Origin of the sequence: Micromonospora sp. 067-2 (assembly GCF_046549295.1) — a bacterium.
In the GTDB taxonomy this organism is placed as follows: Bacteria; Actinomycetota; Actinomycetes; order Mycobacteriales; family Micromonosporaceae; genus Micromonospora.
The window spans coordinates 346,268-371,544 of the sequence record NZ_JAJPWB010000003.1 but is presented as its reverse complement, the minus strand read 5'-3'; the positions used below and the strand labels follow the sequence as shown (position 1 = coordinate 371,544).

Sequence of the window (25,277 nt, the reverse complement as noted above, 5' to 3'; positions counted from 1 at the left end):
ACGGGATCGGGCCAGTTGCCGGCGGGGCCCGGTCGGCCCGGTGCCGGTTCGGGCCGGTCGACCTTGGGCAGGAACGCCGTCGGGTCGTCGGCCTGGTCCCGGTGGCGCCCGTCGCGCCGGTCGTCGGTGCCGCTCACCTAGGCACCGTCGCCGAGCGCAGGGCGGTCGAGTCCTCGAACGCCGGAACTCTCACCGTGGAGACGGTCTCCTTGTAGCCGAGTTGGTAGTCGTCGACTGCGTCCTTGAACCACTGGACTCCCTCAGAGCTGGCGAGGGCCTGCTGGAGGGCAGCGGGATCGCCGATTGCCACGATCTTGAACGGTGGGGAGTACACCCGGCCATGGAGCAGCAGGGTGTTACCGACGCAGCGTACCGCGCTGGTGGTGAGCACGCGGACGTTCATGATTGACATGGCCTCCGCTCCGCCAGCCCAGAGCGCGTTGACCACTGCCTGCACGTCGCCCTGGTGCACCACGAGGTCGTCGTTGCTGGCGTCGGGGTGGGTCTGGCCCGACTGCGGAGCGTCGTTCAGCTCCACCGTCACCCCGGTGCCGGTCAGCGCGGTGAACCCGGCGGCCTGGAGGTCGCGATCGCCGCGCATCTGCTGGGCCTTGATCGGGCCGTCGGAGTCGGCCAGCGCGTCGGTCCGTTGCTCGACCTCGCCGCGCAGGGTGGCGGCCCGGCTCTCGCTCGCGGCCACCTGCTCGCGGCGGTCCTCGATGAGCTGGTTGAGCTGGGGGCGGCGGTCCTCACGCAGCGCGGTGCCGTCAGCGGTGGTCGCGGAGGTGGTGAAGAGCAGCCCTGCCGCGGCGGCGATCAGGGGGACCCCGATCGACCAGCCCGGTCGGCGTTGACGGGGTCGCCGGGGCAGCAGCCCCGCGCCGGCCCGTCGGAGGGCCTTCTGCCAGGAGGCCGCACCGGATGTGTACTCCACCGAGCGTTCCTTCCGCGTGTCGGTGATCGCCGCCCCGGGCGGGCCGGTGATCCGAACAGTCCCGCCCTTTTCGGTCACTCCGTGCGCCGGCCTGACCCCATTCGTGGTCCGGGCGGGCGTTCGGGACTACGCTAACTGTCGAACATTATTGGCCATGGACCGTCGCCCCTGCGCCCGGTTGTCAGGCCGGACGAGGTCGTCACCCCCTCTGGAGAGCGTCGTGCCCAAGTCTCAGGTCCGCAAGAAGAAGGTGTACACGCCGCCGACGGACGTCCGTCCGACGGCGTCGGCGTCGTCGCGCAAGCCTAGCCCGGTGTGGCTTCCGATCACTGCTGTCGCATTGATCGTCGCCGGCATCGGTTGGCTGGTGGTCTACTACCTCTCCGAGCAGGAGTACCCGGTCGCGTCGTGGCAGTACTGGAACCTCGCGGTGGGCTTCGGCGCGATGGTCGCCTCGCTGGTGCTGCTCTCCCGCTGGCGCTGAGTCGGTTCGGCGCCACCCCACGTCGGAGGAGCCACGTCACCCCGTCGAGCCCTGCCCGGCAGCCCCGGGCGGGGCACCCTATGGTGTCCGCAGGCGGCGCGGCCGACTGCGAGATGACTCACGTTACTGCTGGGTAACCTTGCGGCGTAGGCTGCACTGCATGACCGAGCGGAGCGAGGTCATCGACCGGTCCGGTCGCAGGTGCGGCGACGGCGCGATGCCGGCCCCGTCCTGACCGGGCCCCGGTCGCGCTCGACAGGCAGCAGACCGGGGAGGCCAACTCGATGGGCAGCGTCCAGATCGTCACCACGATCCTCGCGGCCGCCATCACCGCCGTGGCGGTGTGGCTGGCGGTACGCGCGGTCCTGAAGATGGTGGCAGTCATCCGGCTCGGGCAGCCCGCGCCGGAGCGGTTCACCGACAGGCTCGTCCGCGCGAAGACCATGCTGGTGGAGACCGCCGGCCACACCCGGATGCTCAAGTGGGGCGTGGTGGGTGCGGCGCACTGGTTCGTGATGGTCGGTTTCGTCGTGCTGTCGCTGCTGGTGCTCGAGGCGTACTTCGAGGTGGTCACCCCGACCGGTGGGCTGCCGATCATCGGGCACTGGACGGTCTTCGGGCTGGCCACCGAGATCATCGGCGTGCTGGGCCTGGTCGGCATCCTGGTGCTGATGGCGATCCGGCTGCGCAACCGGCCGACCCGCCCGGGTGGGCGGTCCCGGTTCACCGGCTCGACCATGTGGCAGGGCTACTTCGTCGAGTGGATCGTGCTGCTGGTCCTGATCTTCGGGTTCGTGATCCGGGGCTTCAAGGTCGCCACGGACCACTTCGAGTACCCGTTCTGGGCCACTCCGGTCAGCCACGCGGTCGGCGCGGTGCTGCCCGACTGGCACGACGGGGCGAGCGTCGCCGCGGTCATCAAGATCATTATCTCGATGACCTGGCTGATCGTCATCTCGCTGAACGTCACCATGGGGGTGGCCTGGCACCGCTTCCTGGCGTTCCCCAACATCTTCTTCAAGCGCGAGCCGGCCAAGCCGGCCGGTTCCGGTCTCGGCGCGCTGCGGCCGATGACGAGCCAGGGCAAGCCGCTCGACTTCGAGGAGGCCGACCCCGAGAAGGACCAGTTCGGCGTCGCCCACGTCGAGCAGTTCAGCTGGAAGGGTCTGCTCGACTTCAGCACCTGCACCGAGTGCGGTCGTTGCCAGTCGCAGTGCCCGGCCTGGAACACCGGCAAGCCGCTGTCGCCCAAGCTCCTGGTGCTGAGCCTGCGTGACCACGCGTACGCCAAGGCGCCCTACCTGCTGGCCGGCGGCGGCAAGGACCTGACCGGCGAGGAGAAGGCCACCGCAGCCCAGCTCGCCCACCTGGACGTGCTGGCGCTGGCCGAGGGCGACAAGCCGCTGATCGGCACCGCCGAGTCCGGCGGGGTCATCGACCCGGACGTGCTGTGGTCCTGCACCACCTGCGGCGCGTGCGTGGAGCAGTGCCCGGTGGACATCGAGCACGTCGACCACATCGTCGACATGCGCCGCTACCAGGTGCTGATCGAGTCGAGCTTCCCGTCCGAGGCCGGCGTGATGCTGCGCAACCTGGAGAACAAGGGCAACCCGTGGGGCGCCCCGCAGAACACCCGCGAGGACTGGACCAAGGGCCTCGACTTCGAGGTGCCGCGGGTCGGCGAGGTGGACGACTTCGAGTACCTGTTCTGGGTCGGCTGTGCCGGTGCGTTCGAGGACCGGGCCAAGAAGACCACCCGGGCCGTGGCCACCCTGCTCAACGAGGCCGGCGTCTCCTTCGCCATCCTGGGCGAGGGCGAGACCTGCTCGGGTGACCCGGCGCGACGGATCGGCAACGAGTTCGTCTTCCAGATGCTCGCCCAGCAGAACGTGGAGACGCTGAACGAGGCGTTCGAGGGTCGGGACCGGGCCAAGCGCAAGATCGTCGCCACCTGCCCGCACTGCTTCAACACCCTGGGCAACGAGTACGGCCAGCTCGGCGGCGAGTTCGAGGTGGTCCACCACACCCAGCTCCTGGCCCACCTGGTGTCCAGCGGGAAGCTCACGCCGGTGCAGCCGGTCGACGGCGGGGTCACCTACCACGACCCCTGCTACCTGGGCCGGCACAACCGGGTCTTCGCGGCCCCCCGCGAGGTCCTCGGTGACGCGATCGCCGGCGACCTCACCGAGATGCCGCGTAACAGCGAGCGCTCCTTCTGCTGCGGTGCCGGCGGTGCCCGGATGTGGATGGAGGAGAAGATCGGCAAGCGGATCAACGTGGACCGCGTCGAGGAGGCCATGGCCACCGGGGCGAAGACGGTCGCTGTCGGCTGCCCGTTCTGCTCGACCATGCTCAGCGACGGAGTGAACGGCAAGGGCGCCGGCGAGCAGGTGGAGGTCATCGACGTGGCCACCGTGCTGCTCCGCTCGGTCAAGCCGGAGCAGCCGCAGGGCGAGAAGGCCGCGCCGATCGCCGGCTGAGGCTCCGTACCCCCTCGCTTCGCACCCGTCGACGGCGGCGGCACCCGTGGGTGCCGCCGCCGTCGTGCAAGAATCTCGCCGAGGTGAGGCGAACATCGACGGCCTGCTCTTGACCACGCTGTTGCCCCTGGTCGGCTTCGTTGCGTTGACCGTGGGCAACGCGTTCTTCGTCGCGGCCGAATTCGCCCTGGTCACCGTCGATCGCTCGGAGATCGACCGGCGGGCGGCCGCCGGCGACGAGGCCGCCCTGAGGGTACGCACGGCGCTGCGTGAGTTGTCCTTCCAGCTCTCCGGAGCGCAACTCGGCATCACCATCACCGCCCTGCTCACCGGCTACCTGGCCGAGCCGGCCCTGGCCCGGATCTTCTCCCCGCTGCTGCGCCCGGTGGCCGGCGACAACACCGAGCGGTTCACGCCGTTCCTGGCGTTGGCCCTCGCGACGCTGATCTCCATGCTCTTCGGCGAGCTGGTCCCCAAGAACGCGGCGCTGGCCCGACCGATGCCGGCGGCGCTGGCCACCGCCGGCCCGATGCGTACCTTCTCCCGCACGTTCGGCTGGGTGATCCGGGGTTTGAACGGCTCGGCGAACCGGCTGGTCCGGGCGCTCGGGGTGGAACCGCAGGAGGAGCTGGCCAGCGCCCGGTCACCGGAGGAGCTGGGTCTGCTGGCAGCCATCTCGGCCCGGGCCGGCGCGCTCCCCACGGACACCGCGATGCTGCTGCGCCGCACCATCCGCTTCGGTGACAAGCGGGCGGCCGAGGCGATGACCCCCCGGGTGGACGTGGTCGCGCTACGCGCCACGGCGACCGTGGCCGAGCTGCTCGAGCAGTCCCGGCAGACCGGACGGACCCGCTTCCCGGTGTACGAGGAGACCCTCGACCTGGTCACCGGCGTCGCGGCAGTGTCGGACGCACTGGGCGTGCCGTTGGCCGCCCGGGCGTCGACCGTGGTCGCATCGGTGGCCCGTGAGGCCGTGTACGTGCCGGAGAGCCTCGACCTGGACGGCGTACTGGCCGCGTTGAGGGCGGCCGGAGCCGACCTGGCCATCGTGGTCGACGAGTACGGCGGAACCGACGGCGTGGTGACCATCGAGGACCTGGTCGAGGAGCTGGTGGGGGAGATCGCCGACGAGTTCGACCCGGCCAGCGTGGACGACGCGGGTCCGGCCGAGCTGACCGTGCCCGGCGGGGAACGCACGGCGCTGGTCGACGGGGTGCTGCGCTCCGACGAGCTGGCCGAGCAGACCGGTTTCCGGCTGCCCGAGGGGCCGTACGAGACGCTCGCCGGGTACCTGATGGCCCGGCTCGGGCACATTCCGCTCGCCGGCGAGACGGTCGAGGCGGGTGGCTGGGAGTTCACCGTGGTGGAGGTCGAGCGGCACCGCATCGAGCAGGTCCGGGTGCTGCGCCCGGCGGAGCCGGACGACGATGACTGAGCTTCTGCTGACCGTGGTCCTGCTGCTCGGCAACGGGTTCTTCGTGGGCGGCGAGTTCGCGCTCATCGCGTCCCGGCGGACGGTTATCGAGCCGCTGGCGGCCGCGTCGAAGCGGGCCCGCTGGGCGCTGTCGGCGATGAACCAGATACCGCTGATGATCGCCGGCGCCCAGCTCGGCATCACGGTCTGCTCACTGGGTCTCGGCGCGATCGCCGAGCCGGCGCTGGCCCACCTGCTCCAGGTGCCGTTCCACGCGGCCGGCCTGCCCGAACGGGCGGTGCACCCGGTGGCGTTCGTGCTGGCACTGGGCGTGGTGGTCTTCCTGCACACGGTGGTCGGCGAGATGGTGCCCAAGAACATCACGTTGGCCGGTCCGGAGCTCTCCGCCCTCTGGCTCGGCCCGGCCATGCTGGCGTTCTGCGTGGCCACCAAGCCACTGCTGCTGGCCATGAAGTGGGCGGCCCGCCGCGTCCTCGCGCTGTGGCGGGTCGAGGCGTCCGAGGCGGTGAAGACGGTCTTCACCGCCGAGGAGTTGGCGGGGCTGGTCTCCCAGGCCCGTACCGAGGGGTTGCTCGACGCCGAGCAGCACGCCCGGATCACCGGCGCCCTGGCCCTGCACACCCGCACCGCGGCGGACGCCCTGCAGCCGTGGTCGACGGTCGTGACGGTTGCCGAGGACGTCTCGCCGGCATCGCTGGAGGTGCTGGCGACCCGGACCGGCCGGTCACGGTTCCCGGTGGTGCAGCGGTCCACCCGTCGGGTGCTCGGCTTCGTGCACGTCAAGGACGTCCTCGGGTACGCCGGGCAGGGTCGCCGGGCGCCGGTGCCGGCGCAGGTCTACCGGCCGCTGGCGGTGGTGCCGCCGGAGCGTACGTTGGCCGACCTGCTGCTGGCCATGCGCCGCGAGCGGCGGCACATGGTGCTGGTCAGCGACGGCCGGCGCCCGCTCGGTGTGGTCACCCTCGACGATGTATTGACCGCAATCGTTGGCTAATCGGTCAGCACCCTTGGTGTGCAAGCGGTTGCGGCACGGTGATGGTGACAGGGTTCGCCTTGATTACGGCCCGGCACTTCCCTAATGTGGGGCACCGACCGCTGTGGGTCGTCTGCCTCGGCCCTTCCCTTCCGCGAGGCGCCCGGCGGTCGGTTGCAAAGGAGTCGGTGCCGGTGGCAACCATGCCCCCTCATCGTCACGCCCCTGGACTGTCCACGCGCCCGGGTGGTCTGCGCCGGGCCGCCCACCGTCTACTCGTGCTGGTCGCCGCCGCAGCCGTCGGCGCCGGACTGCTCGCCGTGCCGGCGCAGGCCGAGCCCACGGTCGACGAGATCGAGGCGCAGATCGACAAGCAGTGGGAGCAGTTGGAGCCCACCATCGAGCAGTACAACAAGGTGCGGGCGCAGCTGAAGACCAACCGGCAGAAGTCGGCGGACCTGCAGAAGAAGATCGAGCCGCTGGCGCTGCAGAGCGAGTTGGCGCTGAACCGGGTGGGTGACCTCGCCTCCCGCTACTACATGTCGGGCCCCTCGCAGGAGGTCGGTGCGCTGCTGGTCAGCGCCAAGCCGGACACCCTCGCCGAGCAGCTCACGATCCTCGACCGGCTGGCCTCGCAGGAGCGCAAGCAGGTCGAGGGCGTCGTGGCCGTGCGGGCCAAGTACGAGGGCGAGAAGCGGAAGCTCGACGGACTGATCGTCACGCAGAACAAGCAGCAGAACGAGTTGGCGGCCAAGAAGAAGCAGATCGACGGCGAGATCAAGCGGCTCGAGGCGTCGATGCCCAAGACCACGGTCGTCACCGAGGCATGCCCGACCATCAACGGAGTGGTCAGCGCGGCCGCCCGCACCGCGATCAGGACCGCCTGCGGAAAGGTCGGCAGGCCGTACGTCTGGGGCGCCACCGGCCCGAACTCGTTCGACTGTTCGGGGCTGACCCAGTACGCCTACAAGGCGGCCGGGGTCTACCTGACCCACCACACCGGTGACCAGTGGAACGAGGGCAAGGCCGTCTCGCGAGCCGACGCCCGTCCCGGTGACCTGGTCTTCTTCTTCTCCGGCCTGAGTCATGTCGGGCTGTATCTGGGCAACAACCAGATGGTGCACGCGCCACGTGCCGGCAAGCCGGTGCAGGTGTCCAGCATCAACACCATGCCCGTCGCCGGGTTCCGTAGACCCGGCTGATCCACATTGCGACAGCACGACGGCCCCCGGTCACCGACCGGGGGCCGTCGTGGCCTTCAGCGGGGCGCGCCCACCGGGGACGGCAGCAGCTGCACGTCGGCGAGATCGACGTACATGACGCGGTGGCCGAACTGGATCTGCGCGTAGCGGTTCCCCCCGCGGATCACCGTCCAGTCGCCCGGCGAGGAGCCGTCGAAGGTGCTGGCCCGGTAGTACTCACCGGCCAGCACCGCGCCGACGGCGTACCGCTGACCGGCGGCGAGCGTGTACTGCAGCGGCGAGATCGCCTGGTAGGGCACCCCGGCCGGATACGCGGCCTGCTCGGGGTACGCCCGCCCGTACACCGGGATGGTGGCCCGTCCGGGCTTCGGGGTGGCCACCACGCCGACGGTCCAGCTGGCGGTCGGCGCGGACGCCGGGTTGTGGAACCACGCCTTCTGCCCGAGGTACCAGATCGCCGTCCAGTCGCCCTGCCGGCCGGCGAGCGCGTACGTCTGGCCGGCGGAGGCCCGGGCTCCGTGGTCCGACACGGCCATGGTGTTCGGGGTGCCGTCCGGACGTAGCGCGATGTCGTTGACCAGTGGCGCGTCCGCGGCCGGCGCGTTGCGCAGCAGCACCGCCGAGGAACCGCGCGGTGCGCACGGTACGCCCGCGGTGACGCAGCCGGTGAACGCCGGTTGGTTGGTGGCGTAGTCGGGGTCGATCCGGACCAGCCCGGTGGCCGGGGTGCCGGTGTCCAGCCGTGGCGCGTGCAGCAGGTCGAAGTAGTGCGTCCAGTCCCAGTACGGGCCCGGGTCCCAGTGCATGCCGCGGACGGTCGACGCGACGGTCCCGGGCACGTTGTCGTGGCCGATGATGTGCTGGCGGTCCAGCGGGATGCCGAGTCGCAGCGCGAGGTGCCGGACCAGCTTCGCCGAGGTCCGGTACATCGCCTCGGTGTACCAGGTTCCCTGCGCCGCGAAGCCCTCGTGTTCGAGCCCGATCGACGTGGCGTTGACGAACCAGTTGCCGGCGTGCCAGGCGACGTCCTTGGTCCTCACGTGCTGGGCGATGTGCCCGTCGACGGAGCGCAGCGAGTAGTGCCAGCTCACGTACGTCGGGTCCTGGACGAGCTTGAGGGTGGTCGCCCAGCTCGCCTCGGTGTCGTGGATGACGATGTACTCGATCTTCTGTCGGGCGGGCCGCTCGGAGAGGTCGTGGTTGCCGTAGTCCCCGTCGCCGAACGCCGCGTAGGGCGCCGGTATCCACTCGCAGGAGATGGTGCGGGGGCACTCCAGCCCGTCCGGGCGGGCCAGGTGACGCAGGCCCAGCCGGTCCAACCAGGAACGCTCGGGCCGCACCGCGCGGGCCGGCAGCGTGATCCGTTGGCCGTCGTCGGTCACCCGGGACTCGCCCGCGCCGATGGTCGTGAAGACCTCGTCGGCGAAGGCGGCCGCGGCGTCGGCGCTGTCCGCGCCGGCGTAGCGGGCCACCGCGCCGTACCAGGAGGCCGGGTCGGTGTCGGCACCGACCGGCGCACCCAACTCCCGCTGGTACGCCCCCAGCAGGGCGGCCCCGCCCCGGATGTTGACGCCCGCCTCGGCGCGCAGTGCCTCGGGGGTTGCGCCGGTCAGCGCGGCGGCGGCGTCCACGGTCTGCATCGCGGCGGCGGGTGGCGCGGGGTCCTGGGCCGGGCGTGGCGCGGGGGCCGGCGCGGGGCGCGAGTCGTCGCCGCGTGGGTCCTCGGTGCCGGCGTCGTGGTGGCCGCCTGCGGGTAGGGCGGTCACGTGCCGGGCGTCGGTCAGGTGCATCGGACCGTAGCCGCCGCTGGTGCTCGGTGTGCCGGCGTTGCTGTCCCAGCGGGACTCCAGGTAGGAGACGCCGAGCAGCACGGCTGTCGGCACGCCGTACTCGGTCGCCGCGACGGCGTACTGCTGCTGACGGTCGGCGGGTGGCGCTGCGGCGGCCGGGCCGGCCGAGAGCGGCACCGCGGTCGCGGCGGCCACCACGGCGGCGGCGAGCAGCGCGCGCCGGCCGGTCGGCAGGGTTGAATGGCGCATCGAACCCCCTAGATATGACGGGTGCAGGTGTGGTCACCTTCGCGCCGGCCGGGGATCCGCGTCAATACCTTTCCATGTATCGCTTCGTCAGGAAGGAAACCTTCTGCGCACGCTCGGTCACCCCGTCCGATCAGTACGGAGTGTCACGGCCGCACGGGTTGCGGATCGGTAACAGCCGTCTCTACTCTGGTCATTCGTCGGCCCGATAGCAGGTCCGCCCAGCCCGGGCGGTGACGGACCGACACCGCCGAGTCGCTTCCGAGCGAACCGGGGACCCAGGTTTTCCGGGGTGAATCCGCAGCTACTGCGGTAGGGCGCCAACTTCCCGCCCGAACCCGTCAGCTAACCCGGTAGGCGGTCAGGAAGAAGGAGTACGGAACCCGGTGGCTCTCCATGCCCCGCGGCCGTCGTCCGAGCGGTCGGCGTCCGCCGGCCCGATGTCGATCGTGCCGCGCCCACGCTGGTCCCGCTTCACCGCCGCTGTCGCCGCACTGGTCGGCGTCGCCGTCGTCCTGACCGGCAGCGCCACGGCCGCCCACGCGGATCCGTCCGTCGCCGAGATCGAGCGCCAGATCGACGCCGACTGGAACACGCTCGAACCGATCATCGAACGGCACAACGCCACCCAGGCCGACCTGGCCGTCAAGCGCCGGCAGGCCGACGCGCTGGCCGCCCGGATCGCCCCGCTGGAGCGCCGGGTCGACGCGGCCATGAACAAGGTCTCCGCCCTCGCCGTCCGCGCGTACAAGGGCGAGAACGTCTCCACCGTCAACGCGGTGCTGGGCAGCCGGTCGCCCAGCGAGGTGGTCGGGCAGCTCGAGATGCTCGACCGGTTCGCGCACGACCAGCAGCAGGACGTACGCGAGGTCGCCGACCTGCGCGACCAACTCGCCCGACAGAAGGCGCCGCTGGACGAGATGGTCACCCAGCTGACCCGGACCGAGGCCCAGCTCGCGGCGAAGAAGAAGCAGATCAATGAGGAGATCGACCGGCTGCAGAAGCTGCGCCTCAAGGTGTACGGCAACGGCGGTGGCGGTCCGTTGCGTCCGGCGCCCTGCCCGGCCAGCTATCCCGGTGGTGCCGCCGGTGTGGCCGTCAAGTTCGCCTGCGCGCAGATCGGCAAGCCGTACGTGTGGGCTGCCGAAGGCCCGAACTCGTACGACTGCTCGGGGCTGATGCTGGCCGCCTGGGCCAAGGCCGGCGTGTCGCTGCCGCACAACGCCGCAGCGCAGAGCCGGGTCACCAAGAACGTCAGCAAGGCCGACCTGCGCCCCGGTGACCTGGTCTTCTACTACAGCGACATCCACCACGTCGGAATGTACGTGGGCAACGGCTGGGTGGTGCACGCATCGCAGGCCGGCGAGCCGGTCAAGATGAAGAGGGTCGACGACGGCCCGATCCACAGCTACGGCCGTCCGGGCTGACCCCGGGAGATCGGTGGGCCCGTCGCGATCCGTCGCGGCGGGCCCTCGTCGTCTGCCGTCGCGCTCAGCGACTCAGCGGGTCGGCCAGGTCCGCCAGTGCTGCCAGGCGCGGCTCGGCGTCGGCCCCCGCTGGCCCTGGTAGCGCGAGCCGTAGACGACCGAGCCGTACGGGTGCTCGGCCGGCGAGGAGAGCCGGAAGATGCAGAGCTGACCGATCTTCATGCCCGGCCAGAGCGTGATCGGCAGGTTCGCCACGTTGGACAGCTCCAACGTCACGTGACCGGAGAAGCCCGGGTCGATGAAGCCGGCGGTGGAGTGGGTGAGCAGGCCGAGCCGGCCCAGTGAGCTCTTGCCCTCGAGTCGACCGGCGAGCTGGTCGCCGAGCGAGATCACTTCCAGCGTCGAGGCGAGCACGAACTCCCCCGGGTGCAACACGAACGGCTCGCCGTCGGGCACCTCGACCACCGAGGTCAGGTCGTCCTGCTGCATTGCCGGGTCGATGTGGGTGTAGAGGTGGTTGTTGAAGACCCGGAACAGCCGGTCGAGTCGTACGTCAATGCTCGACGGTTGGACCAGCGTCGGCTCGAACGGCTCCAGGCCCAGCGTGCCGGCCTTGATCTCGGAGACCAGGTCGCGGTCGGAGAGCAGCATCGGACCACCATAGCGGCGTAGGCGGAAACGGTCGGATCCGGTGCCGGTGACCAGCGCGTCGAGGTCGCTACTCGTACATTTGTTCGATAGAGTGCCGGCATGGCTTCCTGGTCCGATTTCGCCGCCGACGAGCCCCGACTCGCCGACGGGATCCGCGTTCTCCTCCAGCAGTACGGGCCGGGCTTCGGCTACCTGGCCACGGTCCGCGCCGACGGCGGGCCCCGGGTTCATCCGGTCTCTCCGGTCATCACCGACGAGGGCCTCTTCTGCTTCATCGTCGACTCACCGAAGCGGCGTGACCTCGAACGGGACGGCCGTTACGCGCTGCACTCGTTCCCGCCGGAGGAGAGCGACGACGAGGCGTACGTGGCGGGGCACGCCTGGCCGGTGACCGATCCGGCCCGGGTGGCCCGGCTGGCGCGGAGCGCCCGGGCGGCTCCGCAGGTCGACTGGCGGTTGTTCGAGTTCACCGTCGACGTGGCGATGCTGGCCCGCCGCACGCAGCACGGTGTCGGCGTTCCAGGCGGCGCGCCGGGTGGGCCGGCCGTTCAGGTCTGGCTCGACCCGCACGCCCCGCCCGCGGCGGCCGAGCCGACCGCCGTACCGCAGACCCGCCCGGCACGTCGCAGCCGCGACGTGCAGCGATCGGCCGCCTGATCGCGGTCCTGGGGAAAGACACCGGTGCCGGCTCCGTCGTGACGGAGCCGGCACCGGTGGTACGCCGAACAGCTAGGCCGCGCGGTACGCGTTCCACGCGGTCAGCATGCGACTCGCCTGCCCCGGGGTGAACTGGTACATGCACGAGTCATAGGTGTAGTCCATGAAGTTGGTGATCGGGTCCAGTCCGGCCGCCGAGCAGGTGTTCCGCCCGGTCGGGCACTCGTACGCCGGTGACGCCTCGGCCGGAGTGTCGCTGACGCTGTCACCCGAGCCACCGCAACCGCCCTGGAAGGTGTGGTACAGGTTCAGCCAGTGGCCCACCTCGTGGGTGCCGGTGTCGCCCTGGTTGTAGTTGGTGGCGGCCCCGCCCGGCAGGGACTCGTTCAGCGCGACCACGCCGTCCATGCTGTTCAGGTTCCGCTGCGGGAAGGTTGCCCAGCCCAGCAGGTCGTTGCTCAACTCGCCCAGATAGATGTTGAGCGTGTTCTTGCCGCCCACCCGCAGCGAGGACTTCATCGACCGCTCTGCCGACGAGCCCTGCACGATGGGGTACCAGGACGGATTCGTCACGCGGTTGATCTTGTCGAGTCGGAAGGCGAACGCGGTGACCGCGCCGCCGGTCGCGCCGGCGTAGGCCTGGTTGAGCACGTTGATCTGAGCGGTGATCAGTGAGTCCGGGATGTTGCCGCCGGCCCGGGTGCTGTTCTCCTGGATCACGTGGACCACGACCGGGATGGTGACGGTGGCCAGCACCGTGGCGCCAGCCCCCGCCCGGGCGTTGGCGCGCTCCCGCAGCGCGGCCGCCAGGTCGGCGTCGCGCTCGCGGACCTGCTTGGCCGTCAACTCGTTCGGGTCGTGCCTGGCCGCGCCACCGGGCTTCACCCGGGCGTTCGCATGGTTGTCGGCCGGCTCGACGCAGGCGCCGCCGGGGGCGGCGGAGAGCGCCGAAGCGGCCGGCACGACGCCCACCGCAGCGGTGCTGAGCAGCAGCGCGAGGGTCGTCGAGGCGACACCGGCGGCACGCCGGGTCAGCAGGTTGGGACGGAGCCCCATGAGCCCACCTTCTTTCTCGCGGCGTGGCAGGGGGTGTGTCACGCCGTGGCTGGGAACGTGGGGCAGACGTTACAACCCATCGATACATTTGAGAATGCACATGTGTTGCCGCAGGGAAACTTTTCCCGAGCGGGGCGACCGGGGTGTGATCCGTGGGCGGGGTCGGCGTGCGGGGGTACCTGGGTGCACGGGCTCGGTGACTCGGGTACAGTGGTGCCGCTTGCGGGTGTAGTTCAATGGCAGAACATCAGCTTCCCAAGCTGACAGTGCGGGTTCGATTCCCGTCACCCGCTCCACGTGCGAAAGCCCTGGTCAGGACAGAGTTCCTGCCAGGGCTTCCGTGGTTCTAGGACGTTGAGGCAGCGCGAGCGGCTGATGTCGCCGTAGTTGGCTACGCGAACCGGACATGGAGGATCGACGCGTCCGCTGCCGCCGACACCGTGGTCACTTCGATCAACGAGATCGCACAGGAGTTGTCTCCTGTGTCCCCCGGTGTCTCCCGTGTCCCGAAGGGGACTGACCAGTCGTGACCGTGAGTGCATGGGCCATTAATGGACCATACGGTGAGGCCATTGTTGGTCACTCCAGGCTACTTGCGGCATCACCGAGCTCGTTGAAGGTTCTACAACAGCAGGCGCTTGTACGGTTCCCAAGCTAAATATGCGAGTTCGATTCTCGTCACCCGCTCTCCGCGTCCACTGTTGAGCTCAGCGCAACAGCCTGTAGCTCGTCCATGTTGGTGCGGTACCAAGTGCCTCGGCTGAAGGCGTGCAGGTCGCCGCTCCGGCAGGTGTAGCGGAGACGCTGTGCTTCGATGCCATTGGGTAGCACGAGGCGGCACTGCCCGCCGATGCGGCGCACGCCGTCTCGGCCAATGCGCAGCAGCGTCACGACGTCGTACTCGGAGCCCCAGCCCGCTAGAAGAGCGCGGTCCGCGCCACTGACCAGCATGCTGTGCGCGGACTCATAGGGAGACGCCCCCCAATCCGTAACCTCGTCACCTGACGCCGACTGGATATGGAAATCCGTGTAAGGGCAAAAATGGGCAGTTTCGCCATGCAGGTTGAGCGTGTAGCAGTCAGAAATGTACGGAAGCCCCGCATCGTGCGGGTAGAGCCAGTCGACGGTCAGGTCTTGGTTGAACCGGGCAAGGCCGTGTCCCTCCGGCCCGCTTCCGCCTAACGCTCCCTCATCGAAATACCCGGCCCATACCTTGCCGGACGGCGTCGTCTGGAGTTCCTCGATGGCATCACCGAGGTGGCCTTGGTACTCCAGATCGCCGTCGCGTGTCCATACCTCACCGTTGATCGCGCCACACCCAGTGCGAGCTGCCGCCAGCAGGACCCGCCCCTCCGGCAGCGGTTGCACGAACGACACGCGAAGGTCTGTATCAACATCGATGGCACCGATAATCCGGATCCCCTTGCCACCGAGATGCCAGGTCACCTGCTTGCGCCGGGAGTCCATCCGGTGTGACCAGACGGCGAACGCCGTGCCATCGGGCCCAACGCCGACTGCCTCGGGCTCGCGTTCCATATCCGCACGGTCTGAGGGCGTCAGAAATCCATGGAGTTCCAGTGGCACAACCGGCAGCTTCAAAACCTTCAGCCGTCGCTGAAGACTGGCCTGATCGTGTTCGCCTCGTCTTGTCGTCATCACGACCATCATCGGTCACCCGGCAACCGGATTCGCGAGGATCAGCGGGCCAGTAGCCGGGGTCAACAGGGGTCACTCCAGGCCAGTCGGTAAAGCCGCTGAGCTGGGCACGGCAGCCTTCAGCGGGGGATCTTGTAGGGCTCCCAAGCTGACAGTGCGGGTTCGATTCCCGTCACCCGCTCCAGCGTGAGGCCCCAGCTCGGCACATGTTTCCTGACTGGGGCCTCATCCGTTGCTTCCACTTCTTGCGCTCACCGTGCCCGCTACCTCGTCTGGGTCGGTGACCAAATTGCCCGCCACGGCTTGGTGGAGCCACAGCGACTTGAGCTGATCACGAGTCAGTTCCTGCTTGGGTTGAAGCAGCGTCTCTACTTGGTCCCGCGCTATCCTCCGGTGCTTGCCGACCTTCGCGAACGCCAGTTCTCCGCGCTCGCACTGGTTGACCACCTGCTGACGCGAGGATCCCAGTAGTTTGGCAACCTGACCAGTCGTCCGGAGGTCTCCACCCGTCGCCATGCTCGAAGCGGCTCTTAAACGCTAAAAACACAACTCGGAATCGACATCCATGCTTGTCAAGCTCAACAGCACAGCGAGATGCCGAGTGAGGGTGCCGGCGGTGAGCTCCCTCCAGCGGCTGTCCGTGCCAGCGCGACGAGGTTGGCGAGACCGTGTGGTGTTGGGCTGTCGGTGCGACACTCGGAACCGTCAGGTGCCGTGGTCGGACAGGGGGTGAGCAGGTGCTGCCCAGCGTCGAGATCGACACCAGGCTGCTACCGCCGTCCGACCGATTCGAGTTCTGGCGCTCCATCGTGGCGGAGGCAACCGCCCCGGCCCACATCAGCAGCCCCGACATGGACAATTTCGTGGCCTACGCCCGCGTGATTGATCTCGGCGCCGTCACCATGCAGTCCCTGCGGTATCCATCGCTGGACTCGACCCGCTCCGCTCGACTGATCCGCCAGAGCGCGCCGGAGTACTACCAGCTGGCGCTGCCCACGGTGGGGGAGAGCAGGCTCGTTCAGGACCGCCGCGAAACGGCGGTGAACGCCTCCGAGTTCACCTTCCTCGACACCGCCCGCCCCCACGTCGCGTCGCAGGCAACCAGTGGGCGCAAGCTGGCCGCGACCATCAGCGTGATGATCCCGTACGCGGCGCTGCCCCTGTCAGCGGACCAGGCTCGCCGTCTGCTCGCCTCGTCGATCACGGCCACCACGGGTATGGGTGCCCTGCTGGCGCAGATGCTGCGGCGCATCGGGGCGTACCCCGAGCAGCATCAACCGACCGAGGCGCCGCAGCTGGGCACCATCGTCCTCGACCTGATCTCCGCGATGCTGGCGCAGCAGCTCGATGTCGAGCGGACTCTGCCCCTGGAGGTTCAGCAGCAGGCCCTCCGCGCTCGTGTTCTGGCGTTCATCGAGCGGCACCTGCGAGACGGCGATCTCACCCCGTCAGCCATCGCCGCCGCCCACCACATGTCCCTGCGGAGCTTGCACCGGCTGTTCGAGGGTGAGCCGTCGACGGTCGCGGAGGTGATCCGCAACCGCCGGCTCGACCGCTGCCGCCGCGATCTGACCGGCCCACTCGCGGCCCATCAGCCGATCCAGGCGATTGCCGCCCGCTGGGGCTTTCCTGACAAGGCGCACTTCACCCGGTTGTTCCGAGCGACCTACGGCATGTCACCCGGGCAGTATCGGGCCGGCAGACCGGTGCTGCTGGAGTCCGACGACTCCCTGCGGCCGTGCCCAGCAGCGGATTCCGGAACGGCGGCGAGCCCCTGACAGGCCGTGGCGGCTACTGTCCGGCCAGGAGGTGATGTCGTGTTCACCGAAGCCTTCCCCATCGTGACGACGCCCGACCTGCCGCGGTTGCTCGCGTTCTACCTGGACGTCGTCGGGTTCGAGATGACCTACCGGTTCCCGGACGGCGGTGACCCCGAGTTCGTCGCGCTCCGGCTGGGCGACAGTGAGCTGGGCCTGGCCGCCGACCCGAAGGCCGGCGGCCCTTCCGCGGCGCACCGCTGGGAGCTGTGCGTCTACGCCGACGACTGCGACGCGGCCGTGGACGCGCTGCGTACGGGCGGTGCAACGGTGATCGAGGAGCCGGTCGACCAGCCGTGGGGTGAGCGGTCCGCCCGGGTCATCGACCCGGACGGCAACCGGGTGCTCGTGTTGTCGCGCCTGTAGGCGCCGTTCGCCGACGGATCACCTGGTCACTGTCGGGCCGCCGCCACTGCCCCGGTCGTCGAGGACGAGTGGAGCGCGACCGCGCACCGCGTACCGGATGTGGGTGACCTGCGGCGTGGAAAGGACGCGGATCGGGGCCAGCTCGATGGCCTCCTTCTCGCCGAGGTCGAGGTCCGCGTCGAGCAGCCGCAGACCGGTGCCGAGCACGACCGGTACGACGTGCAACTCCAACTCGTCGAGCAGACCGGCCTTGATGACCTGCCGTACCAGGCTGCCGCCCCCGGCCACCGCGACGTCCTTGCCGCCAGCCGCAGCGCGCGCCTGCTCGACGGCACTGGCCACGCCGTCGGTGACGTAGGTGAAGCTGGTGCCGCCGCCGCGCAGCAGGGTCTCGCGGGGGCGGTGCGTGACGACGAAGACCGGCGCACGGAACGGCGGCTCGTCCCCCCAGGGCGCCTCACCGCCGTCCGCCATCCGGCGTCCCATCACGTACGCGCCAGCGGCCCCGAACGACTCGGCGAGCACGTCGGAGTCGGTGTCCTGCTCCCCACCGGCGAAGCCCTGCCTCTCGCGCCACGCCGACGCCTCGGTCACCCAGCGGGTGATCCGGAAGAAGCCCGCGCTCTCGGCCGAGTCCATCCAGTTGCCGTCGCCGGTGTGCAGTGGTCCGGCATAGAAGCCGTCCACCGACACCGACAGCTGTGCGGTCACCTTCGTCATCTGGGATCGATCCTCTCCTCGGGCGACGCCCCGTCCGGGTGCTCGCTCACCGATGGGTCGGAGTCGACCCGGAATGGGCGACAGGCCAGGCATGTGACCGCAGTCACTATCCGCCAGGAGTTCGCGTCGCTGGTGCCCCCGTCGGGCCGGATCGGCCACCTGCACGCCGGCACGGCCCGGCTAGGCTGGCGATCATGCGGATTGGCATCGTGATCCTGCCGGACCAGCGCTGGGCGGAGTCGCAGCGTCGCTGGCGGCAGGCCGACGAGTGGGGCTTCGACCACGCCTGGACGTACGACCACCTGGGCTGGCGGGACCTGGTGGACGGCCCCTGGTTCGACTCGATGAGCACGTTGACGGCGGCCGCGACGGTGACCTCGCGGATCCGGCTGGGCACCCTGGTGGCGTCGCCGAACTTCCGGCACCCGGCCGCGTTCGCCCGGCAGATCACCACCGTGGACGACGTCTCCGACGGTCGGTTGCTGCTGGGTCTGGGCGCGGGCGGCATCGGCTTCGACTCGGCGGTGCTGGGTGGCGAGACGCTGCCGCCGCGCCAGCGGGTCGACCGGTTCGCCGAGTTCACCGAACTGCTGGACCTGATCCTGCGGGAGGACGGCACCACCTGGCGTGGCGACTGGTTCGCCGCGGTGGACGCCCGCAACAACCCCGGCAGCGTGCAGCAGCCCCGGGTGCCGTTCGTGGTGGCCGCCAACGGGCCACGGTCGATGCGGCTGGTGGCACGCTTCGGGCAGGGGTGGGTGACCACCGGCACCGATGCCGACAACGACCTGGACACATGGTGGGACAGCGTGGCGGCGCTGTCCAGGCGGATGGATCGGACCCTGGACGAGGCCGGCCGCGATCGGGCCACCCTGGACCGTTATCTCCTGCTCGATTCGGCGCCGGTCTTCTCGCTCAGCAGCGCGCAGTTCTTCGCCGATCAGGTTGGTCGGGCCGCCGACCTCGGCTTCACCGACGTGGTGACGCACTGGCCGCGCGACAGCAGCTGGTACGCCGGTGACGAGGCGATCCTGGTGGACGTGGCGACCCGACTGCTGCCGGAGCTGCGCGGCTGAGCCGGGACTCGCCAGCAAGGGGGGCTCAGGTGCCGAGGTCGCCGCTGGCGACGCCGCCCTCGCCGCCGGAGACCAGCCGTAGCCGGAGGCAGACGATCGGGGTGTCGTCGTCGACCGGAGTGCCGATCCGCGCCCAGTAGGCCGAGTGGCCGGTCCGCCACTCCTCGATCGAGCGGTCACCCTCACCCTCGGCGCGGGCGAAGTCCCAGGGCACGTCGGCGAAGCGGACCACCTCGACACCGGTGATCTCCACGACGCCGGCCAGGGCGTCGTCGTCGACCAGGGCCAGCCGTTCGCCGACCTGCTCCAGCTCCTCGCCCTCCTCGGCGTACTCGGCGAGCCGGCCGGCCGTGGCGGTCTTCACGCCGGCCAGCACCAGGGTGTTCAGTGTCGCCCGCAGCTCGCCGGGGGTGCCGAGGGCGAGCGTGCGCAGGTTGCCGATCCGAGGCCACATCCTGCCGAGGCTAGGCCAGTGCGCTCCGCGCCGCCGCCGCAATTCGGCCGCCCCTGTTCAGATCAGCTGGCCGGCATAGCCGGCGGCGGCGAGGAGCCGGTCGTCGCCGGAGGCGGCGTGGGCATCGAGCACGGCGTCGGCCAGCTTGACCACGTGCTCGTCGCCGTGTCGGGCCGCGCGGGCGAAGACCTCCGCCGGGGTTCCGGCCTGCACGGTCGGCGGCGCGATCCCGTCCGTCGGGGCGTACACCGAGGTCATGGCCGCCGTCGCGGCCCAGGCCGCGGCGAGGCTCGGCGCCCAGAGCGCACGGTCCAGTGCCGGCAGGGTACGCAGCACCGCGGTCGGCGCGGTGACCGCGTGCACCAGCATCACCGGCGCGGCGTGCCCGAAGCACAGGTAGTCCAGGGCGGCCCGGTGCACCAGCGTGGTGAGCCCCCGCTCCGCCTCGGCGGGGGTCCGCGCGGGGCGCAGCGCCGCGAGCGCGGGCTCCCACCGGGGTACGCCTGGCAGCCGGCCCAACCGTTCCACGACGCCTCCGGAGCGGTCGTCGATCCGGGGCAGCCCGCCCAGCGCGGCGACCACGTCCGGCCCGTCGGAGTCCGGCCCGCCCGACTCGGTGGCGAGGTGCTCGCCCGACGCCGTCGGGTCACCGGCCGGGTTGAGGAGATCGTCGGCGCCGGGAACCGGCTGCCAGCGGGCCGCCCAGTAGCCGAGGGCCTGTCCCAGCTCGGCGAGTCGCTGCGGGGTCGTCAAGCCGGCAGGTCCGCGCCGGCGATCAGGCCGGTGATCCGCAGGTCGGCGGCGACGTCGGGCGGGCAGTCGACGGCCACCACGGAGGTGCCCAGCACCTGGGCGCCGCGGGTCGCGCAGATGTCGTACAGGGCGTGGATCTGTGCTCCGGTGCGCACCCAGTCGTCCACGACGAGGACACGGTCGCCGGGGCCGAGGTGCCGGTCCCGCACGGCCAGGTCGACTCGCCGGCCACGGTAGTCCGGTGGGCTCTGCGCCCAGGTGAGCGGCCCGGCCGGCAGCCGCCCGTCGCCAGGTTTGTGCGCGGCCACGAAGCCGACCCCGAGAGCGGTGGCCGCCAGTGGCCCGAGCAGCAGCCCGGTGACCGCCGGGGCGAGCACCACGGTCGGCCGGTCGACCCGGTACGGCGCGACGAGAGCCGGCCCCAGGCCGGCCAGCACCTCCGGGTCCCGCCACCAACCGGAGATGTCGCTGACCAGGTGGCTGGTACCCGGCCCGGGGTCGATCCAACGGAACAGGGTGGTGAGGCGTTCGGTCAGCTCGGTGGGCATCCGCCCATCCTGGGGCACCCGTGCCCGGCCGGTCGGCACCCGGGCCGGGCGGCCCACCCCGGCTCGGATGATCGGCTACACGTACCAGCGCAAATGCGGGCATACCACAATGATCACGTTGACTTCGGAAGTGCTTCTCTCGTTACGGTCCGATCCGGTTTGTTCAGTCGACGAAAGGACCCGGCCGGTGGCTGCTCGACACTCCCGTACCCGCATCTTCTCCTCTCGGGCGGGCATCGCGGCCACCGCGGCGGTCGGCGTCGCCCTCGCCGTCGGAGGCGCCGTCGGCGCCGTGCAGTTGACCTCGGGCTCCGCCCAGCCCGGGTCGGCCGCCGTCGAGTTCGCCCCGACGACCATCGCCAGTAGCCTCGCCGCCAGCTCCCCGGCCACCTCCCCGAGCGCCAGCGCCTCACCGAGCGTGACGGCCAGCCCGTCCGCCAGCCGGTCGCCGCAGGCAGCCTCCCGGAACAAGACCCGCACCGCCCCACCGAAGCCCCGCCCGACCGCCAAGAAGACCACCGCGGCGCCGAAGGTGCTGGACAGCGGCTCGTGTGGCGCTTCCTTCTACTCCGACGGGCAGCTCACCGCCAACGGCGAGTCGTTCGACCCGAGCGAGCTGACCGCTGCCCACAAGACCCTGCCGTTCAACACCAGGGTCCGGGTGACCAACCCGAGCAACGGCAAGTCGGTCGTGGTGCGCATCAACGACCGCGGCCCGTTCGTCGACGGCCGCTGCCTGGACCTTTCCGAGGCCGCGTTCGCCACCATCGCCTCGGTCGACGTGGGCGCGCTCACCGTCAGGTACGAGGTACTCGGCTGACCGGCGTGCCGGACGCCGGTCCGGCCGGACGGCGGGGCCGGGCGGACAGAACATCCTCGGACGACAGGCCAGGTTCACTCACCTGTTCACGCGGATCAGGCATGCTGTCCCTCGTACCCACGCGACTCCTCCAGTCGGGCCGTCGCCCGCTGAGCCCCGGATCCCGCGCCGGCCTCGGCGCGGCCCTCGTTCTGCTCGCGATCGTGTCGGCGGTGGAGTTGGCCGACGGGCGCCAGGCGCACTACGTGGCACTGCTGGCGGCTGCCCCGATCCTCGCCGCCTCGCTGGCGTCCTGGTCGGTGGTGTTGGGCGTGGGTACCGCGGCCACCCTGATCGGGGCCGGCTTCGCCGTGGTCGAGCCGAAGAGTTTTCTGGTCACGTCGGTCAACGTGGTCGCGGTGGCACTCGTCACCGGGCTTGCCGTGGCGGTCGCGTCGATGCGGCAGCGGCAGGCGGAGCAGATCGGTGAGCTGTCCAAGCTCGCGTCGGTGGCCCAGCAGGCTGTGCTGCGTCCGCTCGGTCCGCAGGTGGGCATGCTCTCGGTGGCCGGCCGCTACATCTCGTCCACGGCGACCGCGCAGATCGGCGGCGACCTGTACGAGGCGATCGACACGCCGTACGGCGTACGCATGATCATCGGTGACGTACGCGGCAAGGGCCTGGACGCCGTCCGGCTGGCCAGCATCGTCCTCGGTTCCTACCGGCACGTGGCCTACGAGCGGGCCGACCTGCGCGCCGTGGTCGCGGATCTGGACCGGGCGGTGGCCCGCAACGTCGGCGACGAGGACTTCGTGACCGCGGCGCTGGTGGAGGAACGCGGCGGCACACTCACCATCGTCAACTGTGGCCATCCGCCGCCGCTGCTGTTGCGTCGCGGCGCGGTGATCCCGCTGGAGCCGCCGGCGCCCGCGCCTCCGCTCGGATTCATGCCGGTGGTCCGCCCCCGGGTGGAGCGCCTGGAGCCCGGTGATCGGCTGCTGCTGTTCACCGACGGTCTCGGCGAGGCGAGACGCGACGGTGAGTTCTTCCCCACCGCCGACCGGGCGTGGCGGCTGCTCGGCCACGGCACCGTCGCCGACGGGCTGGCCTCGCTGGAGACGGCCCTGGTCGAGTGGGTGCACGGTCGGCTCGACGACGACATCGCGCTGGTCCTGATGGAGTACGTGGGGGCGCGGACCGGCGTGGCGGCGGCCGTCCCGAGCTGGGAAGTCGGCGCCACCGAGAGCTGACCGATCAGTAGGCCGCCCTCGGTCGGGGCCACTGTGTAATGGCCGTCACTTACGCGATCCGCTTGTCGCTGGCTACCCGCGAGTAATACAGTCGGGGTTACTGATCGGTAACACCTGTCCGGAAGCGGGGCCAGTGAGCATGACCCACTACAAGAGCAACCTCCGGGACCTCGAGTTCAACCTTTTCGAGGTCTTCGGGGCGGACCGGGCGTTCGGCCAGGAGCCGTACTCGGATCTCGACACCGACACCGCCCGCAGCTTCCTCGCCGAGGTCGACCGCCTCGCCCGCGAGGACCTGGCCGCCAGCTACACGGACAGTGACCGCAATCCTCCGGTCTTCGACCCGGCCACGCACACCGCGCCGCTGCCGGAGTCGTTCAAGAAGTCCTACCAGGCGTTCATGGATTCCGAGTTCTGGCGCCTGGATCTGCCGCCCGCGTTGGGCGGCACCAACGCCCCGCGAGCCCTCTGGTGGGCGCTCGCCGAGCTGGTGCTCGGCTCGAACGCCCCGGTGTGGATGTACGCCTCCGGCCCGTCCTTCGCGCACGTGCTGCACGTCGAGGGCAACGAGCGGCAGCGGAAGTGGGCGAGGCTCTTCATCGACAAGCAGTGGGGCTCGACCATGGTGCTCACCGAGCCGGACGCCGGGTCGGACGTGGGCGCCGGCCGCACCCGGGCCATCGAGCAGCCCGACGGCACCTGGCACATCGAGGGCGTGAAGCGTTTCATCACCTCGGGCGAGCACGACCTGAGCGACAACATCGTGCACTACGTGCTGGCCCGCCCGGTGGGCGTGGAGGGCGTCGGCGGCCCCGGCACCAAGGGCCTGTCGCTCTTCGTGGTGCCGAAGTACCACTTCGACGAGAACACCGGCGAGCTGGGCGAGCGCAATGGTGTCTACGCCACCAACGTCGAGCACAAGATGGGCCTGAAGGTCTCCAACACCTGCGAGGTGACCTTCGGCGAGCACGGCGTACCGGCCAGGGGCTGGCTGTTGGGCGACAAGCACGACGGCATCCGGCAGATGTTCATGATCATCGAGTACGCCCGGATGATGGTCGGCACCAAGGCCATCGCCACCCTCTCCACCGGCTACCTCAACGCCCTCGAGTACGCGAAGAACCGGGTGCAGGGCGCCGACCTGATCCAGCAGGCGGACAAGACCGCTCCGCGGGTCACCATCACCCACCACCCGGACGTACGCCGGTCGCTGCTGCTGCAGAAGTCGTACGCCGAGGGTCTGCGTGCTCTTGTTCTCTACACCGCCTCCTGGCAGGACAGGGTCGCGATCGCCGAGGCGGCCGGCGACGAGGAGGCCACCCGGCTGGCCAAGCGGGTCAACGACCTGCTGCTGCCGCTGGTCAAGGGCGTCGGTTCGGAGCGGGCGTACGAGATGCTCGGCCACGAGGCCCTGCAGACCTTCGGGGGTTCCGGCTTCCTCCAGGACTACCCGCTGGAGCAGTACGTCCGGGACGCCAAGATCGACACTCTGTACGAGGGCACCACCGCGATCCAGAGCCTGGACCTGATCTTCCGCAAGATCGTTCGGGACAACGGCGGTGCGCTGCTGGCGGTCTCCGGCGAGATCCAGGAGTTCATCGCCTCCGAGGCGGGCAACGGCCAGCTCAAGGAGGAGCGGCAGGCGCTCGGCAAGGCACTCGCCGAGATCCAGAACATGGTCGGTGTGCTGACCGGCTGGCTGGCCGAGGCGCAGGGCGGTGACACCAGGGCGCTCTACAGGGTCGGGCTGAGCAGCCGCCGCTTCCTGTTGGCCATCGGCGACCTGGTGGTGGGCTGGCTGCTGCAGAGGCAGGCCGACGTGGCGCTGACGGCGCTGGCCGGCGAGGTCTCGGCCACCGACAAGGCGTTCTACACCGGCAAGGTGGCCGCTGCCCGGTTCTTCGCCCGTGAGGTGCTGCCGCGCATCGGGGCGGACCGGCGGATCATCGAGGGCGCCGACCTGGACATCATGGACCTCCCGGAGGAGGCCTTCTGACCGTGCCACGGCACACCTGACCGGTTCCGGGTCGCACCCCCGGCGCCGACACCGACGGCCGGCTGAGGCGACTGCCTCGCCGGCCGTCGCGCCGTGCCGGTGGCGCAACGGCGGCCGGTCCCGCTATTGGGCGGGGCTGTGCGGGTAGGTGGGCTGCGGGGCGGGTAACCGTCGCGTGTCCACGTCAGAGAACGCCCAGAGCCACCGCACGGGGGAGTGCAGCGCACATGGGTGTAGGAAGCGGCATCTTTCTCATCGCGATCGGCGCCATCCTGACCTTCGCGATAAGGGCCAACGTCTGGTGGATAGACCTGCGCGCGGTCGGCTGGGTGTTCATCCTGGCCGGGCTGGGCGTACTGCTGACGACGCTGTGGTTCTGGCAGGACCGGCGCAAGCGGGCACGGACCCTCATCGTGGAGGAGAACCGGCTCTCCCATCCGACGGCCATGATGCCGCCGCCGCCCGACCCTCCGCCGCCGACCGCGCCACCCTCCTGAGCCGCCCACG

Annotated in this window: 24 protein-coding genes, 1 tRNA gene and 1 riboswitch; of the genes, 15 read left to right on the top strand and 10 right to left on the bottom strand. The window is 70.4% G+C overall.

The window, feature by feature from the left end; genetic code table 11:
* Window positions 1-133: 133 nt before the first annotated feature.
* Window positions 134-934, bottom strand: a complete 801-nt coding sequence (locus ACLJN9_RS08435; RefSeq protein ID WP_410810541.1) for a DUF881 domain-containing protein — start codon at window positions 932-934, stop codon at window positions 134-136.
* A gap of 220 nt (window positions 935-1,154) precedes the next feature.
* Here ACLJN9_RS08435 and ACLJN9_RS08430 point away from each other — a divergent pair, with 220 nt between their 5' ends.
* From ACLJN9_RS08430 to ACLJN9_RS08410, 5 genes are all read left to right on the top strand, one after another.
* A complete protein-coding gene (locus ACLJN9_RS08430) occupies window positions 1,155-1,418 on the top strand; it encodes a cell division protein CrgA (RefSeq protein ID WP_410810539.1) in 264 nt (87 codons plus the stop codon).
* 284 nt (window positions 1,419-1,702) lie between these two features.
* Window positions 1,703-3,898 carry a (Fe-S)-binding protein gene (locus tag ACLJN9_RS08425; RefSeq protein WP_410810538.1) on the top strand — a complete coding sequence of 732 codons (2,196 nt, stop codon included), beginning with the start codon at window positions 1,703-1,705 and terminating at the stop codon, window positions 3,896-3,898.
* A gap of 121 nt (window positions 3,899-4,019) precedes the next feature.
* On the top strand, window positions 4,020-5,333 hold the full coding sequence (locus tag ACLJN9_RS08420) for a hemolysin family protein (RefSeq protein ID WP_410810801.1): 1,314 nt from the start codon (window positions 4,020-4,022) through the stop codon (window positions 5,331-5,333).
* The gene (locus tag ACLJN9_RS08415; protein ID WP_410810536.1) at window positions 5,326-6,327 is read left to right on the top strand and encodes a hemolysin family protein; all 1,002 of its coding nucleotides are present in this window, start codon (window positions 5,326-5,328) and stop codon (window positions 6,325-6,327) included. The genes ACLJN9_RS08420 and ACLJN9_RS08415 overlap by 8 nt, the downstream gene beginning before the upstream one ends.
* 182 nt (window positions 6,328-6,509) lie before the next feature.
* Entirely contained in the window at window positions 6,510-7,508 is a 999-nt protein-coding gene (locus tag ACLJN9_RS08410) for an NlpC/P60 family protein (protein WP_410810534.1), read from the top strand.
* A 56-nt stretch (window positions 7,509-7,564) separates the two neighbouring features.
* Here ACLJN9_RS08410 and ACLJN9_RS08405 read toward each other — a convergent pair whose 3' ends face one another.
* Window positions 7,565-9,547, bottom strand: a complete 1,983-nt coding sequence (locus ACLJN9_RS08405; protein ID WP_410810533.1) for an N-acetylmuramoyl-L-alanine amidase — start codon at window positions 9,545-9,547, stop codon at window positions 7,565-7,567.
* Window positions 9,548-9,782: 235 nt separating this feature from the next.
* A riboswitch (cyclic di-AMP (ydaO/yuaA leader) is annotated at window positions 9,783-9,918 on the top strand.
* Window positions 9,919-9,930: 12 nt separating this feature from the next.
* On the opposite strand from ACLJN9_RS08405, the gene ACLJN9_RS08400 reads away from it, so the two are divergent.
* Window positions 9,931-10,971, top strand: coding sequence for an NlpC/P60 family protein (locus ACLJN9_RS08400; protein WP_410810531.1), 1,041 nt, complete (start codon window positions 9,931-9,933; stop codon window positions 10,969-10,971).
* Window positions 10,972-11,043: 72 nt separating this feature from the next.
* On the opposite strand, the gene dcd is transcribed toward ACLJN9_RS08400, so the two are convergent.
* Window positions 11,044-11,622 carry a dCTP deaminase gene (gene dcd, locus ACLJN9_RS08395; protein ID WP_089018323.1) on the bottom strand — a complete coding sequence of 193 codons (579 nt, stop codon included), beginning with the start codon at window positions 11,620-11,622 and terminating at the stop codon, window positions 11,044-11,046.
* A gap of 99 nt (window positions 11,623-11,721) precedes the next feature.
* Here dcd and ACLJN9_RS08390 point away from each other — a divergent pair, with 99 nt between their 5' ends.
* On the top strand, window positions 11,722-12,279 hold the full coding sequence (locus tag ACLJN9_RS08390; RefSeq protein WP_410810529.1) for a pyridoxamine 5'-phosphate oxidase family protein: 558 nt from the start codon (window positions 11,722-11,724) through the stop codon (window positions 12,277-12,279).
* Between the two features lie 72 nt (window positions 12,280-12,351).
* Here ACLJN9_RS08390 and ACLJN9_RS08385 read toward each other — a convergent pair whose 3' ends face one another.
* Complete coding sequence (locus ACLJN9_RS08385; protein WP_410810528.1) at window positions 12,352-13,335, bottom strand: zinc metalloprotease; 984 nt, start codon at window positions 13,333-13,335, stop codon at window positions 12,352-12,354.
* 222 nt (window positions 13,336-13,557) lie between these two features.
* Between ACLJN9_RS08385 and ACLJN9_RS08380 the strand changes: the two genes are divergently transcribed.
* Window positions 13,558-13,631 (top strand) — tRNA-Gly (locus tag ACLJN9_RS08380).
* Window positions 13,632-14,013: 382 nt separating this feature from the next.
* Here ACLJN9_RS08380 and ACLJN9_RS08375 read toward each other — a convergent pair.
* Together ACLJN9_RS08375 and ACLJN9_RS08370 are read right to left on the bottom strand one after the other, a co-directional pair.
* Window positions 14,014-14,991: a hypothetical protein gene (locus ACLJN9_RS08375; RefSeq protein ID WP_410810527.1), complete on the bottom strand. Its 978-nt coding sequence runs from the start codon at window positions 14,989-14,991 to the stop codon at window positions 14,014-14,016.
* Window positions 14,992-15,216: 225 nt separating this feature from the next.
* Entirely contained in the window at window positions 15,217-15,507 is a 291-nt protein-coding gene (locus ACLJN9_RS08370) for a helix-turn-helix domain-containing protein (protein ID WP_410810525.1), read from the bottom strand.
* 221 nt (window positions 15,508-15,728) lie between these two features.
* Between ACLJN9_RS08370 and ACLJN9_RS08365 the strand changes: the two genes are divergently transcribed.
* Both ACLJN9_RS08365 and ACLJN9_RS08360 read left to right on the top strand, forming a co-directional pair.
* On the top strand, window positions 15,729-16,769 hold the full coding sequence (locus tag ACLJN9_RS08365) for a helix-turn-helix domain-containing protein (RefSeq protein WP_410810523.1): 1,041 nt from the start codon (window positions 15,729-15,731) through the stop codon (window positions 16,767-16,769).
* 39 nt (window positions 16,770-16,808) lie between these two features.
* Window positions 16,809-17,174 (top strand): VOC family protein, encoded by a 366-nt coding sequence (locus tag ACLJN9_RS08360; RefSeq protein ID WP_410810522.1) that lies wholly within the window; start codon window positions 16,809-16,811, stop codon window positions 17,172-17,174.
* Between the two features lie 18 nt (window positions 17,175-17,192).
* On the opposite strand, the gene ACLJN9_RS08355 is transcribed toward ACLJN9_RS08360, so the two are convergent.
* The gene (locus ACLJN9_RS08355) at window positions 17,193-17,894 is read right to left on the bottom strand and encodes a dihydrofolate reductase family protein (RefSeq protein WP_410810521.1); all 702 of its coding nucleotides are present in this window, start codon (window positions 17,892-17,894) and stop codon (window positions 17,193-17,195) included.
* 194 nt (window positions 17,895-18,088) lie between these two features.
* Here ACLJN9_RS08355 and ACLJN9_RS08350 point away from each other — a divergent pair, with 194 nt between their 5' ends.
* Window positions 18,089-18,970 (top strand): LLM class flavin-dependent oxidoreductase, encoded by an 882-nt coding sequence (locus tag ACLJN9_RS08350; protein ID WP_410810520.1) that lies wholly within the window; start codon window positions 18,089-18,091, stop codon window positions 18,968-18,970.
* 25 nt (window positions 18,971-18,995) lie between these two features.
* Here ACLJN9_RS08350 and ACLJN9_RS08345 read toward each other — a convergent pair whose 3' ends face one another.
* Genes ACLJN9_RS08345 through ACLJN9_RS08335 form a run of 3 tightly spaced genes read right to left on the bottom strand, consistent with a single transcriptional unit; the run spans window position 18,996 to window position 20,725 of the window.
* Window positions 18,996-19,424, bottom strand: coding sequence for an ASCH domain-containing protein (locus ACLJN9_RS08345; RefSeq protein WP_410810519.1), 429 nt, complete (start codon window positions 19,422-19,424; stop codon window positions 18,996-18,998).
* 57 nt (window positions 19,425-19,481) lie between these two features.
* Complete coding sequence (locus ACLJN9_RS08340; RefSeq protein WP_410810518.1) at window positions 19,482-20,177, bottom strand: hypothetical protein; 696 nt, start codon at window positions 20,175-20,177, stop codon at window positions 19,482-19,484.
* Window positions 20,174-20,725 carry a phosphoribosyltransferase family protein gene (locus ACLJN9_RS08335; protein WP_410810517.1) on the bottom strand — a complete coding sequence of 184 codons (552 nt, stop codon included), beginning with the start codon at window positions 20,723-20,725 and terminating at the stop codon, window positions 20,174-20,176. The genes ACLJN9_RS08340 and ACLJN9_RS08335 overlap by 4 nt, the downstream gene beginning before the upstream one ends.
* Before the next feature lie 187 nt (window positions 20,726-20,912).
* Here ACLJN9_RS08335 and ACLJN9_RS08330 point away from each other — a divergent pair, with 187 nt between their 5' ends.
* From ACLJN9_RS08330 to ACLJN9_RS08315, 4 genes are all read left to right on the top strand, one after another.
* A complete protein-coding gene (locus ACLJN9_RS08330) occupies window positions 20,913-21,545 on the top strand; it encodes a septal ring lytic transglycosylase RlpA family protein (protein WP_410810516.1) in 633 nt (210 codons plus the stop codon).
* Window positions 21,546-21,646: 101 nt separating this feature from the next.
* Window positions 21,647-22,774 carry a PP2C family protein-serine/threonine phosphatase gene (locus tag ACLJN9_RS08325; protein ID WP_410810515.1) on the top strand — a complete coding sequence of 376 codons (1,128 nt, stop codon included), beginning with the start codon at window positions 21,647-21,649 and terminating at the stop codon, window positions 22,772-22,774.
* Window positions 22,775-22,913: 139 nt separating this feature from the next.
* Window positions 22,914-24,770, top strand: a complete 1,857-nt coding sequence (locus ACLJN9_RS08320) for an acyl-CoA dehydrogenase (RefSeq protein ID WP_410810800.1) — start codon at window positions 22,914-22,916, stop codon at window positions 24,768-24,770.
* 227 nt (window positions 24,771-24,997) lie between these two features.
* The gene (locus ACLJN9_RS08315) at window positions 24,998-25,267 is read left to right on the top strand and encodes a DUF6458 family protein (protein WP_410810514.1); all 270 of its coding nucleotides are present in this window, start codon (window positions 24,998-25,000) and stop codon (window positions 25,265-25,267) included.
* Window positions 25,268-25,277: the final 10 nt, after the last annotated feature.

Bases quoted from the DNA above. Each gene is read 5' to 3' on its own strand.
- ACLJN9_RS08425 (WP_410810538.1), top strand. From the start codon at position 1,703: ATGGGCAGCGTCCAGATCGTCACCACGATCCTCGCGGCCGCCATCACC.
- ACLJN9_RS08415 (WP_410810536.1), top strand. From the start codon at position 5,326: ATGACTGAGCTTCTGCTGACCGTGGTCCTGCTGCTCGGCAACGGGTTC.
- ACLJN9_RS08410 (WP_410810534.1), top strand. From the start codon at position 6,510: ATGCCCCCTCATCGTCACGCCCCTGGACTGTCCACGCGCCCGGGTGGT.
- ACLJN9_RS08405 (WP_410810533.1), bottom strand. From the start codon at position 9,547: ATGCGCCATTCAACCCTGCCGACCGGCCGGCGCGCGCTGCTCGCCGCC.
- dcd (WP_089018323.1), bottom strand. From the start codon at position 11,622: ATGCTGCTCTCCGACCGCGACCTGGTCTCCGAGATCAAGGCCGGCACG.
- ACLJN9_RS08390 (WP_410810529.1), top strand. From the start codon at position 11,722: ATGGCTTCCTGGTCCGATTTCGCCGCCGACGAGCCCCGACTCGCCGAC.
- ACLJN9_RS08385 (WP_410810528.1), bottom strand. From the start codon at position 13,335: ATGGGGCTCCGTCCCAACCTGCTGACCCGGCGTGCCGCCGGTGTCGCC.
- ACLJN9_RS08375 (WP_410810527.1), bottom strand. From the start codon at position 14,991: ATGACGACAAGACGAGGCGAACACGATCAGGCCAGTCTTCAGCGACGG.
- ACLJN9_RS08370 (WP_410810525.1), bottom strand. From the start codon at position 15,507: ATGGCGACGGGTGGAGACCTCCGGACGACTGGTCAGGTTGCCAAACTA.
- ACLJN9_RS08355 (WP_410810521.1), bottom strand. From the start codon at position 17,894: ATGACGAAGGTGACCGCACAGCTGTCGGTGTCGGTGGACGGCTTCTAT.
- ACLJN9_RS08350 (WP_410810520.1), top strand. From the start codon at position 18,089: ATGCGGATTGGCATCGTGATCCTGCCGGACCAGCGCTGGGCGGAGTCG.
- ACLJN9_RS08345 (WP_410810519.1), bottom strand. From the start codon at position 19,424: ATGTGGCCTCGGATCGGCAACCTGCGCACGCTCGCCCTCGGCACCCCC.
- ACLJN9_RS08335 (WP_410810517.1), bottom strand. From the start codon at position 20,725: ATGCCCACCGAGCTGACCGAACGCCTCACCACCCTGTTCCGTTGGATC.
- ACLJN9_RS08325 (WP_410810515.1), top strand. From the start codon at position 21,647: ATGCTGTCCCTCGTACCCACGCGACTCCTCCAGTCGGGCCGTCGCCCG.
- ACLJN9_RS08320 (WP_410810800.1), top strand. From the start codon at position 22,914: ATGACCCACTACAAGAGCAACCTCCGGGACCTCGAGTTCAACCTTTTC.
- ACLJN9_RS08315 (WP_410810514.1), top strand. From the start codon at position 24,998: ATGGGTGTAGGAAGCGGCATCTTTCTCATCGCGATCGGCGCCATCCTG.